Here is an 11764-nt window from a genome sequence, read left to right as displayed (position 1 = left end):
TCATCCACGATGACCGTCTTGAACCATTTTGCGCTCGGCCCACAATTTAAGCGCCAACGTCAGTAAAGCCAAGACCGCCAGCACCGAAGCCGCCGCAAAAGCGCCCACCGTGTGATAGTCGTTGTACTCAATCTCTACATGCAAGGGCAGCGTGTTGGTCTGGCCCCGTATATGGCCCGAGAGCACCGACACCGCCCCAAATTCACCCATGGCACGGGCATTGCACAGAATCACACCATACAGCAGGCCCCACTTGATCTTGGGCAGAGTCACCCGCCAGAACATTTGCCTGCCATTGGCCCCCAGCACCCGCGCAGCCTGCTCTTCCTCGCTGCCCTGCATTTGCATCAGCGGAATCAACTCACGCGCCACGAAAGGGAAAGTGACAAACAAAGTCGCCAAAACCAAACCGGGCAAGGCAAATACGATACGAATGTTATTAGCGTCCAGCCAATCCCAAAATGGGCCTTGGCGACCAAAAATCAGTAAAAACATCAAACCGGCAATGACAGGTGATACCGAGAACGGCAGGTCGATCAGCGTCGTCAGAATGCTTTTGCCACGGAACTCAAAACGCGCAATCGCCCAGGAGGCGGCCAGACCAAACGCGATATTCAAAGGCACGGCAATCACGGCAACCAGAACTGTCAGGCTGGCGGCATGCAAGGTATCGCTCTCGCTCAAGGCGGACAGATACGGCATGATGCCCCGGCTAAAAGCCGTCATGAAGACCAGGATCAAAGGCAGGAGCAAGAACAGCACAAAGAACAGCAAGGCAATGCCAATCAATAAGGCTTTGACGGCCAGACCTTCATCCTGCGCCGCCCGCAAGCGCGCCGTATGTACCGGCACCGCCTGCACAGATGAATCCATCGTCAGGCTGCTCATCGTGCGCCCTCCAAAGTCAAAGGCGCTGCCACCTTGGCTGCCTTGCCACTAGCCTGGCCCGAATGACGCGACTGCAAGTACCACTGCAAGCGATTGATCGCCAGCAAGATAATGAAGGACAGCACCATCATCAAAACGGCCAGCGCCGAGGCTCCGGCATAGTCAAACTGCTCCAGCTTGATCACGATCAGCAAGGGTGTAATTTCCGAAACCATAGGGACATTACCGGCAATGAAAATCACGGAACCGTACTCACCCACCGCACGGGCAAAAGCCAGCGCTACGCCCGTCAAGCAGGCGGGCAAGATAGCGGGGAGAATCACCTTGGTGACCGTCTGGAAGCGATCGGCCCCCAGGCAAGCACTGACCTCCTCTTGCTCCTGTTCCAGCTCTTCCAGAACCGGCTGTACGGTACGCACAACAAAGGGCAGCCCAATAAAAACCAGGGCGATCAGCACCCCCCAAGGGGTAAATGCAATCTGCCCAACATAAGGTTCAGCCCAGGAGCCGATCCAGCCGGTAGGCGCATAAATCGCTGCCAAGGAAATCCCGGCTACCGACGTTGGCAAGGCAAAGGGCAGATCAATCAAGGCATCCACAATTCGACGACCCGGAAAGCGGTAACGCACCAGGACCCAGGCCAGAATCAAGCCAAAGACACCGTTGATCAACGCCGCCAAAGCGGCCATCCCAAAGGTCAGTTTCAAGGAAGCCAAGACGCGCGCAGCACTGATGGTTTCCCAAAAGGCCGACCAACCCATGGAGGTGGTCTTGAGCAAAACAGCAGACAAGGGGATCAGAACAATCAGGCTCAAATAGCTGATGGACAAACCCATGGTCAAGCCAAAGCCTGGCAGAGCCCGCTGCTTGCGAGCAGCGGGCAGAAATCCCCAAAGACGAGCCTGTGACATCGAACGGTCCTCGGTGATAGTGGGGTTACTTGCTCAAGTAGATGCTGTCGAACACGCCACCATCCGCAAAGTGCTTGGCCTGAACCTGAGTCCAACCGCCCAGCTCATCGTCAACCTTGTACAGTTTCAACGCCGGGAACTGATCGCGGTACTTGGCGGCCACCGACTCCAGGCGAGGACGGTAAAAATGACGGGCGGCGATTTCCTGACCTTCCGGGCTATACAGATATTCCAGATAGGCCTGAGCCACTTTTTCCGTGCCATGCTTGGCGGCATTGGCATCTACCAGCGCCACGGGCGGCTCGGCCAGAATACTGCTGGAAGGCACCACAATATCGAAGCGATCGGGCCCCAGATCCTTGACGGACAAGAGCGCCTCGTTCTCCCAGGCAATCAATACATCGCCAATGCCCCGTTCCACAAAGGTTGTGGTCGATCCACGCGCACCGGAATCCAGCACGCTGACGTTGCGATACAGCTTGGCCACAAAGTCACGGGCCTGCGCTTCATCCCCATTGCCTTGCTTCAGGGCGTACAACCAGGCCGCCAGATAGTTCCAACGTGCCCCCGCCGAAGTTTTAGGATTGGGCGTAACCACCTTTACATCAGAGCGAATCAAGTCGTTCCAGTCGTGAATCCCCTTGGGATTACCCTTGCGCACCAGCAAGACAATCGTGGAGGTGTAAGGCGTACTGTTGTCCGGCAGGCGAGCCTGCCAGCCCTTGTCCAGCAAACCGGACTGAGCGATCTGATCAATATCGGATGAAATACCCAGCGTCACCACATCAGCGGGCACGCCATCAATCACGGTACGGGCCTGCTTGCTGGAACCACCGTGGGAACTACGGATGACTACACTGTCACCCGTTTGCTCTTTGTAATGCGCCTGGAAAGCCTTGTTGAATTCAGCGTACAGTTCACGCGTTGGGTCGTACGAAACATTCAGAATACTGACCTCGGCTGCAACAGCCGTTGCCGCCGCCAGCACCAACGCCAGCAAAGCCCCTGCCCGAACGCCCTTCCACTTCTGTTGAATCCGCTTCATTTCCCATCCCCTAGAAACCATTTCCAAGCAATGAGAACGAGTCTAGCAAGGGTGTTACACCCGGCTAAATACCGATTCTTTGGTTAGATATAGCGGGGAGATGGAGGGGACCGAAACGGCTGCCAGATCCAGAATGCTCAGAGTACGGGAATCAGCCTGGCAACTGCCCTTTTTCCAACACCAGCTCCCACATCGCTTTTTGCTTTATATATTTGTGCGATGTCATGTGCTGGACAGAAATCCGGCGCCATTCGGCCCCAAATAACTGCTCTACACTGGCCTGATCAAAGAAACGCTTGCAATTGCCTTGGTCGCGATAGAAGTTGGCTTCAATCAACTCGCCCTGCCCGGCACCGAAATTCACATCTTCGGTGGAGTTCAGGCGACATGAAAACAAGGCACCGGGCCGCAAGCTATTCCAGATTCTGCGCACAATGGCCTGGGTTTCATCCCAGGGGAAATAATGCAGGGACAAGCTGGCCAGGACCAGCTCAAGATTATTCGCCGCCTGCGGCCAGGGACCTCGCGTATCCCTGCACTCAATCAAAGCCTCGGGAGCGCGCTGCTGTGCGATTGCCACACCTTCGGGTGAGAGGTCAAAAGCCATCACCTTCAATCCTGCCTGGGTCAAGGTCAACGTATCGTCGCCAAAACCACAGCCTATCTCCAGTACCGGCGAAGAAATTTCACGTTGAGCGATCAAGGGTAACCAGCGATCAAGCCAAGGGTCCGAATACATAAACACGTTTCTCGTACAACAAGAGGAAAAATCAGGTCGCTGGGACGTCAAGGTCACGGACCAGTAAAGTCAGGACAATCACCGCCAACAGGCACTCGCCCACATTGAACCAAAGGTGCCAGGGCTTGGACTTGTCACTATTGCCCAATGCGTAACGTATCCCTCTGTAATTGATCCAGCCCAGGCTCACGACCAGCAAAGGCCACAAGATCCATAGCGGCGGGAAAAACAAAAGAAACATAAAGGCCAGCCATGCCAGAATCAAGGTGGCAAGAGGGGACAGGCAAGAAAGTAGTTTGCTCATGAAGGCCCGAGGAGCGCATATGGACAAGGTGTAGTGTTGCCTGAATAGCCACTACGCTCAAGGCCGGGCAGCTGTTGCTAGTATCGCTGCCTTGCCTGTGCTTTGCCTTTGCCTTTGCCTTTGCCTTTGCCTTTGCCTTTGCCTGGCAGCAGTTCAAACGGGAGAGGCATGACAAGTTGCAGGAATAAGCCTTTGTCGCCACTCCCCGTATTTCAGCTTCTCACGCAGAACGCTCGAATCAAGATCATCGGCGTGGCACCTGCATCAGTTCCTTGCCCGCCTCGTCATAGACAAGGACCGCCTTGTCTTCAACCGTAAACTCCATCAAGTCACGACCAGCCACAACCGGACCTTGATCCTCAACACGGATACGAATATCTTCGTCGTAGGCTTTGGGCAGGTAATCCATCATGGCCTTGCTTCCCTTGGGGCCATAGTCCCCAATAGAGTCACCCTCATACGACACTTGTGAACAGTGGACAGAAGCACAATATGTCCACATGGAGGGGGAAACATAAATGAAAAAGCCGAACCCAATATTTCAAAGGGTTCGGCTTTATCGACCGACGCTACACTTGCCTATGCAGGCAAGCAGGGGGTCAAACGATCTGGATCTGGGTAGCGCAAGGGCCTTTTTGGCCAACGCCAGCAACGAAGGAAACGCGTTGGTTCTCCTCCAGAGATTTAAACCCAGAACCCTGAATTTCACTGTGGTGCGCGAAGAGGTCTTTACCGCCACTCTCCGGCATGATGAAGCCGAAGCCTTTTTCGTTATTGAACCACTTCACAATACCAATTTCTGTTTTCAATGTATGTCCTAATTAATCAGGGGAAAAATGTCCCTGGACACACTATGGACGCTATCCGCATATATTGATAGCACCGTTACAAACTAAGCGGTTGGAGCACCCTGCCGGTTTCGCCACTTGCGACCCAACACAAGGGTGATTATTGACACGCAACACGACTAGTCCTTGTTAGCGGGTGAATGCCTTACCAATGCTTACATGGTTTCAGTAGGCATATCTGGCGACAAAGGGCACGGGTCTGGTAGAGCAGCGTTAGTATGAATTGACCTGAAATACAAACCAAACAGGCACAAAAAAAGCACTTAGTTTTACCTAAGTGCTTGATTCGACTAGCAAAAGAAATGGTGGGTGCTGAGGGGTTCGAACCCCCGACCTACGCCTTGTAAGGGCGCCGCTCTACCAGCTGAGCTAAGCACCCATTTCTGTGATGCCGTTCTTCTTGTGAAGAAAAAGAATTATAGGACCAAAGAATTTTTTTTGCAAGTCTTTTGCGTAAATTAATTTAAAAATTAATTCACAGCGTCTTTCAGAGCCTTACCGGGACGGAACTTGGGCACGTTTGCGCCTTCGATCTCGATGGTTTCACCGGTACGTGGGTTACGACCCGAACGGGCAGCGCGTTCCGACACAGCGAAGGTGCCAAAACCAACCAGAGTAACCGTATCTTTTTCTTTCAGCGTGGTGGTCACGGCATCGATAAACGCATCCAGTGCACGACCAGCGTCAGCTTTGGACAGATCGGCTTTGGTGGAAATGAATTCGATAAGCTCGGTTTTATTCATTGAGAAAATACCCCTGAAAATTATTTTACGGGCCCCCAGCGGGAACCAGTTTGTGGCGGTCAGACTTAATAGTGACAAACGACAGGGCAAGCAAGCACTACCGTCTGCCATGGCTACCGGGCGCACAAGTGCCCCGGTTGGCTACCGCGTATTAAGCCTTCGTTTAATACCCGTGTCAAGCAAAAAAACCCCTGTAACCCGCATCATTGCTCACTGTTGATACAAGTTGCAGGACTTTCCCTATTTTGCATCGAGAAACTTAACAGGCTGCCTCAAATATGTTATTTGGGCTTTGAAACCCCAAAAAATTAGCTGGCTGATACTACGTTTTTGAACATTTTTTCAAGCGCTTGCGCACATCCAGCAGCGACTCTGCAAGCCGTCGCTCGCATAAATTTCCTTTTATGCCTCGCACTTAGCCTCACCCTACCTTCTTGTCTGAGGGCGAGAGGCTTCATTTCTGCACCCCTCTCCTGAACACCAACCATGCCCATATCGAAGCGGCCTGCCCTCCTACAATTTTCTGCATTGTTTGACTGTATTTCGGTACTTGCTACCGTCAAGGAGCGCAGCGATGCACGGCAAGGTTTATTTGGTTGGGGCGGGGCCTGGCGACCCTGAACTTCTCACACTACGCGCTTTATACCTGCTGCAACATGCAGATGCGGTGGTATATGACCGTCTGGTCAGCCGCGCCATCATGAGCTGCATCAATCCTGAGGCCACCTTGCATGACGTCGGTAAAGTTGCCGCCTGCAAGCCCAGCATGCAGGACGACATCAACGGCACGCTCTTGTCCTTGAGCAGAACACATCAGCACGTTGTTCGCCTGAAAGGCGGTGACCCCTTTATTTTTGGCCGTGGAGGCGAAGAGCAGCTGTATCTGCAACAACATGGAGTCCAGGTTGAAGTCGTGCCCGGGATTACGGCAGCGACAGGTTGTGCGGCTTCTCTAGGCATTCCCTTGACCCATCGCGGGCTGGCCAGCAGTGTGCGCTTTATCACCGGGCACCTGCGCGACAACCAGGGGCTGGAACTGAACTGGGCCTCCTTGTCTGATCCCACCTGTACGCTGGTGTTCTACATGGCCATGGCCAATTGCAGCCATATTGCCCAGGCCTTGATTCAACATGGGCGCAGCCCGCATACGCCTATCGCCTTGGCACAAGATGCCACGCTTAAAAGCCAGCGCTGGGGCTTGGGTACTTTGCAAACACTTCCACAGCTTGCGCAAACCTTCAGTCCCCCAGCCTTGTTGATTATCGGCCAGGTGGTGCAGTTGCATCCGGATTACCCGCAACCCGCCTCAAACACGCAAGATGTCCTCGCCTGCGCACCCTCCTGGGCCTTGATGTGAAAGGTTTGCACCTCCCTTTCAAGCTCAGTGGCAGGCAGTTTCTGGCCAACATGTGGCTAGCCGTGCTGCTCTCCCTTCTTTGGCCACAACAAGCCGCTGCTGATGAAACCGCTTTGACACCGGAGCGGCAAGCCTCTTTACGGACGCTGCTTCATCAAGAATGCGGCTCATGTCATGGCTTGCTCCTGAAAGGAGGCCTGGGGCCTGCTTTAACGGCTAACGCCTTGCAAGACCAAAGCGCACAGCAGATCGCCCTGACGATCATGCAGGGCCGTCCCGGAACAGCCATGCCTGCCTGGAACCGCTTCTTGCAGCCAGCGGAAAGCCTCTGGCTGGCTCATTTTCTTCTCCATGAATCGGATGCAGCACCATGAAAGCACTGATGACTCTGAGCCTGCTTGTCGCTTTAAGCGGCTGTGCCAACCCATTACGCGGCACGAATGACCTGGGGCTGGTTGTAGAGCGTGCGACGGGCAGTGTGGCTGTCGTTGAAACCAGTCATCGCAGCCGCTTGGCACGAATTGAAGGTTTGGGTGATCTGTCCCACGCCCATATCACCTACTCACGTGACGGGCGTTATGGCTATGTCTTTGGACGGGACGGCGGCCTGAGCAAAGTGGACCTGCTTCAACAAGTTCTAGTTCATCGCATCATTCAGTCCGGCAATGCCATAGGTGGCGCCATCTCCCAGGATGGCAAGCTGATTGTGGTGCAAAACTACGAACCGGGTGGTATCAAGGTTTTTGATGCGGACACCCTGGCCCTGATCAGTGAAGTCCCGTCTTACTACGCCCCCAACAAACGTGCCAAAGTGGTTGGTCTGGCGGACTTACCCAATCAGCAATTTGCCTACTCCTTGTTCGAGGCAGGTGAAATCTGGCTGACCGATTTATCCGACCCCTTACGCCCCACAACACGGCGTTTTGCAGCGGGTCGTCAGCCTTACGATGCCATGGTCACCCCGGATGGGAGGTACTACATTGCCGGACTGTTTGGCGAGGATGCCCTGGCCATGCTGGATTTGTGGAATCCTGAAAATGGAGTCCAAAAAATCTTGCAAGGCTATGGTCGGGGAGAGTCCGCCCTGCCCGTCTACAAAATGCCGCATCTACGGGGTTGGTCCTTGGCTGGTCAGGACTTATTTTTACCGGCCATTGGACGCCATGAGGTTCTGGTCGCCAGCACCGTGAACTGGCAAGAGAAAACTCGCATTCCGGTTCATGGACAACCCGTTTTTGTGATGGCTCAGCCCGATGGCCGTCAGGTCTGGGTGAACTTCGCTTTTCCAGACAACGACAAGGTACAGGTGATTGATGTCGCCACCCTGGAAGTGGTTCAAACCTTGGACGTAGGCAAAGCCGTTCTCCACATGGAATTCACCCCTAGGGGTGAGGCTGTCTGGATTTCAGCGCGAGACGACAACAAAGTCAGTGTGTACGACACCCACAATTTCAAGCGTCTGGACAGCCTGGATATTCAGCACCCGAGTGGAGTGTTTTTTACGCATCGGAGTGGTCGCATTGGTTTCTGATCTTTCCCCTTCTGCCTTTCAACTATTGAACGCCTGGCAACATGGCTTCCCCTTGGAACCCCGACCGTTCCGCACGCTGGGACTGCTCTTGGGGCTTAGCGAACAAGCCGTGATGGACTACCTGCAACGCTGGCAAGACCGAGGCATCATCAGCCGTATCGGGCCAGTACTGAACCCTGCCTGTATGAGCAGCACTTTGGTGGGCATGCATGTGCCCGCCAAGGATCTGAACACGGTTGCAGACTGGATCAGTGCCCTGCCCGCCGTGAACCACAACTACGAGCGCGAACATGCCATCAATCTCTGGTTTGTGCTGACCTGTGCGAATGAACAAGAACGGCAGGCGGCCTTGGAGCACATCGCTGAACATACCGGCTTGTTGCCCTTGTCCTTGCCCATGATCCGGGCCTATCACATTGACCTGGGGTTTAGCCTTGTTCCACATACCAAGAGCACCAGCCCCTTGTCGCCAAGCAAGGGGCTGCCCGCATTAGGCAGTACTGAACGCAAACTGCTGGAGTGTTCTTTGCAAGGTTTGAAGATTCAAGCCGACCCCTTCAAGCCTTGGGCAGAGCAAGTACAGATCAGCGAGAAACAAGTGCTGCAACAGCTACGCGGCTTTCTGGAACAAGGCATATTCCGGCGATTTGGCGTGGTCCTGCGCCATCGAAAACTGGGCTACCAAGCCAATGCCATGTGTGTCTGGACGGTAGACAAGCATCGCATTGATGCCCTAGGCGAGGAGCTGGCCAGGCAAGACGACATCACGCTGTGCTATCAGCGGCAGCCCTGCCCGCCACATTGGAATCACAATCTGTTTTGCATGATTCACGGCAAAAACCGTCAGGACGTACTGACAAACCATGCGGAGTTGAATAATCGTTTTGACTTGGGTCAGCTCCCGCAGGAAGTGTTGTTCTCCACTCGCTGCTTCAAACAACGAGGCGCACTGCTTAGCCCGGCTCATCATGACTGATCATCACACCCCACCATTGCATGCGCCGGTTGAACTGGACAAGACCGATCGCCACATTCTGAATCGCCTGCAAGATGGTTTCCCCATCTGCTCCCGCCCCTTTGCACAGTTGGCACCTGATTTTTCCTTGAGCGAGTCTGCCTTGATTGCACGTGTCCAGCACTTGCGGCAATCCGGGATATTGACCCGCTTTGGGCCCCTCTTCCAGATCGAGGCTTTAGGCGGTGCTTACTGCCTGGTCGCTATGGCCGTACCCGAAAAACGCTGGGACAGTACCGTCATAGCCGTCAACCGCCATCCTGAAGTCGCTCACAACTACCGGCGCGCCCATGCCTTGAATATGTGGTTTGTACTGGCTACGGCGACACCGCAAGACATCGAATCCTGCCTGCAGACAATTGAAGCTGAAACCGGCCTACCCGTCTTTGCTTTTCCCAAAGAGCAGGAATACGCCCTAAGCCTGAAACTGGAGCTTTGATATGGTGCATTTGAATCCCGCCTATACCGCACTGATCCATGCCTCGCAGCGGGGTTTGGCGATAGAGCCACAGCCCTACCTAAAACTGGCGCAAGAGTTGGGTGTATCCGAAGCTTATGTCATGAAGCAGTTTCAAACCATGCTGGACCAAGGCTTGATACGGCGCATTGCAGCCATCCCCAATCACTATGCTCTGGGCTACGTAGCCAATGGCATGTGCGTCTGGAATATCACGGACGACAAGCTAGACCTAGTCGGTACATGGCTAGGCTCGCAAGCCGGAGTCAGCCACTGCTATCGTCGTCCGCGTCGTCTACCCCAGTGGCCGTACAACCTGTTCGCCATGCTGCATGGCAAGGACCATGACACGGTACGTGCCCAGGCACAGAGCATCAGCCTGCAAATATCGCAGCGCTTTCCTGGCGTCCTGCACGATCACGATATTTTGTTTTCCACGGCCATTCTTAAAAAGACCGGCCTGCGTCTACGGAGGCCTTGAGCATGTTCCGGATATCCCGTTTTGTTGCTGCCCTGCACGCTCCTGTTACGCCGACACGCGTCAGCAAGGCCCCTGTGGTGATCTGGAATCTGATACGTCGTTGCAATCTGCATTGCAGCCACTGCTACTCTGCCTCTACCAACAAGGACTTCCCTGGCGAGCTGAGCTACGAACAAGTCTGCACTGTCATGGATGACCTGCATCAATTCGGTGTACGCGCCCTGATCCTGTCCGGCGGCGAACCTTTGCTACGCCCAGATATTTACGACTTGGGCCGACGTGCGAAAACACTGGGCATGTACGTAGGACTATCGTCCAACGGCACCTTGATAACCGAGCAAAATATTGATCAGATTGCCAACTGCGGCTTTGACTACGTAGGCATCTCCCTGGACGGTTTGCAGGCCCGCCATGACCGAATTCGTGGAGAGGACGGAGCCTACGCGGCCTCCTTGCACGGCTTGAGACTATGCCGTGAAAAACAGTTGAAAGTAGGCCTGCGCTTTACCCTGACTCAAGAAAATGCAGTTGATCTAAATGGCCTGCTGGCTGTGATGGAGCAGGAACAAATCGACCGCTTTTATCTCTCTCATTTGAACTATGCAGGTCGGGGTTTGGGCAACCGCGCCCTGGCCAGTCACCACGCCGTCACCCGGCAGGCTATGGAGCAGCTTTTCACAACCTGCATGACCTATCAAAAAGCCGGCAAACCCAAAGAGTTCACCTCGGGCAACAACGATGCTGACGGTGTTTTCTTTCTGCACTGGGTGCGACGGCATTACCCCGAGCAAGCTCCCAAAATTCTGACTATGTTGTGCCAATGGGGAGGCAATTCCTCCGGCCAAGGAATTGCGAACATCGATAACCGTGGCAATGTTCATCCCGACACCATGTGGTGGCATTACAGCCTTGGAAACGTGTTGCAACGGCCTTTCTCGGAGATTTGGTCCAACGATCAAGATCCCTTGCTGACAGGCCTGCGGCAACGACCCAGGCCTGTACAGGGGCGCTGTGCTGGCTGTGCCTACCTGGATATCTGCAATGGCAATACGCGCACTCGGGCAGAAAAAAGCACAGGCAATGTGTGGGCAGAAGATCCGGGATGCTATCTCAACGATCAGGAAATCACTGTCTGAACGCCCTCCAGGCAATTAACAAGAACCATTTTTACTCAACCACAGTTCTGGAACCTCTGCCCTGCCCCCTGACTTCTGAAGCCTCAAATAGTACCCAGCACTCCCAATAAAATCAGGTGAGCTGCTGGGAAAAAGAGTGCGGAATCAAAACACAGCCAGCTTCAAGTGCCAGCCTGGACAGGCCTAAATTGAAGGGCCAAAAAAAGTGAGGCAAGCGATCTTGCCTCACTCAAACTCAGTAACAACAACAACAACAACAACAACAACAACAACAACAACAACAACAACAACAACAACAACAACAACAAC

General features: G+C 54.1%; 15 protein-coding genes and 1 tRNA gene. 7 read left to right on the top strand and 9 right to left on the bottom strand.

The annotated features are described in order from the left end of the window. From cysW to MID00_RS15940, 9 genes are all read right to left on the bottom strand, one after another. The gene (gene cysW, locus MID00_RS15980) at positions 1-888 is read right to left on the bottom strand and encodes a sulfate ABC transporter permease subunit CysW (RefSeq protein WP_250755825.1); all 888 of its coding nucleotides are present in this window, start codon (positions 886-888) and stop codon (positions 1-3) included. Further along, entirely contained in the window at positions 885-1799 is a 915-nt protein-coding gene (gene cysT, locus MID00_RS15975; RefSeq protein WP_035274669.1) for a sulfate ABC transporter permease subunit CysT, read from the bottom strand. Before cysT ends, cysW begins: the two co-directional genes overlap by 4 nt. A gap of 25 nt (positions 1800-1824) precedes the next feature. Then, positions 1825-2844 carry a sulfate ABC transporter substrate-binding protein gene (locus MID00_RS15970; RefSeq protein ID WP_060185199.1) on the bottom strand — a complete coding sequence of 340 codons (1020 nt, stop codon included), beginning with the start codon at positions 2842-2844 and terminating at the stop codon, positions 1825-1827. Between the two features lie 151 nt (positions 2845-2995). Continuing rightward, the gene (locus MID00_RS15965) at positions 2996-3583 is read right to left on the bottom strand and encodes a class I SAM-dependent methyltransferase (protein ID WP_254499055.1); all 588 of its coding nucleotides are present in this window, start codon (positions 3581-3583) and stop codon (positions 2996-2998) included. A 31-nt stretch (positions 3584-3614) separates the two neighbouring features. Then, the gene (locus MID00_RS15960) at positions 3615-3887 is read right to left on the bottom strand and encodes a hypothetical protein (protein ID WP_254499054.1); all 273 of its coding nucleotides are present in this window, start codon (positions 3885-3887) and stop codon (positions 3615-3617) included. Positions 3888-4131: 244 nt separating this feature from the next. Beyond that, complete coding sequence (locus MID00_RS15955) at positions 4132-4299, bottom strand: hypothetical protein (RefSeq protein WP_022983143.1); 168 nt, start codon at positions 4297-4299, stop codon at positions 4132-4134. A gap of 187 nt (positions 4300-4486) precedes the next feature. Then, the gene (locus MID00_RS15950) at positions 4487-4696 is read right to left on the bottom strand and encodes a cold-shock protein (RefSeq protein ID WP_009461560.1); all 210 of its coding nucleotides are present in this window, start codon (positions 4694-4696) and stop codon (positions 4487-4489) included. Positions 4697-5038: 342 nt separating this feature from the next. Further along, positions 5039-5114, bottom strand: a tRNA-Val gene (locus tag MID00_RS15945). A 91-nt stretch (positions 5115-5205) separates the two neighbouring features. Further along, positions 5206-5478: an HU family DNA-binding protein gene (locus MID00_RS15940; RefSeq protein ID WP_003799450.1), complete on the bottom strand. Its 273-nt coding sequence runs from the start codon at positions 5476-5478 to the stop codon at positions 5206-5208. 574 nt (positions 5479-6052) lie between these two features. Here MID00_RS15940 and cobA point away from each other — a divergent pair. From cobA to nirJ, 7 genes are read left to right on the top strand one after another with little or no spacing between them, the layout of a single operon-like run. Continuing rightward, on the top strand, positions 6053-6835 hold the full coding sequence (gene cobA, locus MID00_RS15935) for a uroporphyrinogen-III C-methyltransferase (protein WP_254499053.1): 783 nt from the start codon (positions 6053-6055) through the stop codon (positions 6833-6835). A gap of 50 nt (positions 6836-6885) precedes the next feature. Further along, a complete protein-coding gene (locus tag MID00_RS15930) occupies positions 6886-7209 on the top strand; it encodes a c-type cytochrome (RefSeq protein WP_035272739.1) in 324 nt (107 codons plus the stop codon). Next, positions 7206-8366, top strand: coding sequence for a cytochrome D1 domain-containing protein (locus tag MID00_RS15925; protein WP_009461551.1), 1161 nt, complete (start codon positions 7206-7208; stop codon positions 8364-8366). The genes MID00_RS15930 and MID00_RS15925 overlap by 4 nt, the downstream gene beginning before the upstream one ends. Before the next feature lie 52 nt (positions 8367-8418). Further along, on the top strand, positions 8419-9342 hold the full coding sequence (locus MID00_RS15920; RefSeq protein WP_254499052.1) for an Lrp/AsnC family transcriptional regulator: 924 nt from the start codon (positions 8419-8421) through the stop codon (positions 9340-9342). Next, a complete protein-coding gene (locus MID00_RS15915) occupies positions 9335-9820 on the top strand; it encodes an Lrp/AsnC family transcriptional regulator (RefSeq protein ID WP_254499051.1) in 486 nt (161 codons plus the stop codon). The genes MID00_RS15920 and MID00_RS15915 overlap by 8 nt, the downstream gene beginning before the upstream one ends. A 1-nt stretch (position 9821) precedes the next feature. Further along, positions 9822-10319 carry an Lrp/AsnC family transcriptional regulator gene (locus MID00_RS15910; protein WP_009461545.1) on the top strand — a complete coding sequence of 166 codons (498 nt, stop codon included), beginning with the start codon at positions 9822-9824 and terminating at the stop codon, positions 10317-10319. Positions 10320-10321: 2 nt separating this feature from the next. Further along, entirely contained in the window at positions 10322-11455 is a 1134-nt protein-coding gene (gene nirJ / locus MID00_RS15905) for a heme d1 biosynthesis radical SAM protein NirJ (RefSeq protein WP_250755830.1), read from the top strand. Positions 11456-11764 lie beyond the last annotated feature (309 nt).

This window comes from Alcaligenes sp. NLF5-7, from assembly GCF_024266725.1.
Classification (GTDB): Bacteria; Pseudomonadota; Gammaproteobacteria; order Burkholderiales; family Burkholderiaceae_B; genus Alcaligenes; species Alcaligenes phenolicus.
Note: the sequence above shows the minus strand (reverse complement) of the source record. Positions and strands in the feature narration are given on the sequence as shown.

What these genes read in the sequence shown, in the direction of transcription:
- cysW (WP_250755825.1), bottom strand. Translation starts at nt 888, where the DNA reads ATGAGCAGCCTGACGATGGATTCATCTGTGCAGGCGGTGCCGGTACAT.
- cysT (WP_035274669.1), bottom strand. Translation starts at nt 1,799, where the DNA reads ATGTCACAGGCTCGTCTTTGGGGATTTCTGCCCGCTGCTCGCAAGCAG.
- MID00_RS15970 (WP_060185199.1), bottom strand. Translation starts at nt 2,844, where the DNA reads ATGAAGCGGATTCAACAGAAGTGGAAGGGCGTTCGGGCAGGGGCTTTG.
- MID00_RS15965 (WP_254499055.1), bottom strand. Translation starts at nt 3,583, where the DNA reads ATGTATTCGGACCCTTGGCTTGATCGCTGGTTACCCTTGATCGCTCAA.
- MID00_RS15960 (WP_254499054.1), bottom strand. Translation starts at nt 3,887, where the DNA reads ATGAGCAAACTACTTTCTTGCCTGTCCCCTCTTGCCACCTTGATTCTG.
- MID00_RS15955 (WP_022983143.1), bottom strand. Translation starts at nt 4,299, where the DNA reads ATGATGGATTACCTGCCCAAAGCCTACGACGAAGATATTCGTATCCGT.
- MID00_RS15940 (WP_003799450.1), bottom strand. Translation starts at nt 5,478, where the DNA reads ATGAATAAAACCGAGCTTATCGAATTCATTTCCACCAAAGCCGATCTG.
- cobA (WP_254499053.1), top strand. Translation starts at nt 6,053, where the DNA reads ATGCACGGCAAGGTTTATTTGGTTGGGGCGGGGCCTGGCGACCCTGAA.
- MID00_RS15930 (WP_035272739.1), top strand. Translation starts at nt 6,886, where the DNA reads ATGTGGCTAGCCGTGCTGCTCTCCCTTCTTTGGCCACAACAAGCCGCT.
- MID00_RS15925 (WP_009461551.1), top strand. Translation starts at nt 7,206, where the DNA reads ATGAAAGCACTGATGACTCTGAGCCTGCTTGTCGCTTTAAGCGGCTGT.
- MID00_RS15915 (WP_254499051.1), top strand. Translation starts at nt 9,335, where the DNA reads ATGACTGATCATCACACCCCACCATTGCATGCGCCGGTTGAACTGGAC.
- MID00_RS15910 (WP_009461545.1), top strand. Translation starts at nt 9,822, where the DNA reads ATGGTGCATTTGAATCCCGCCTATACCGCACTGATCCATGCCTCGCAG.
- nirJ (WP_250755830.1), top strand. Translation starts at nt 10,322, where the DNA reads ATGTTCCGGATATCCCGTTTTGTTGCTGCCCTGCACGCTCCTGTTACG.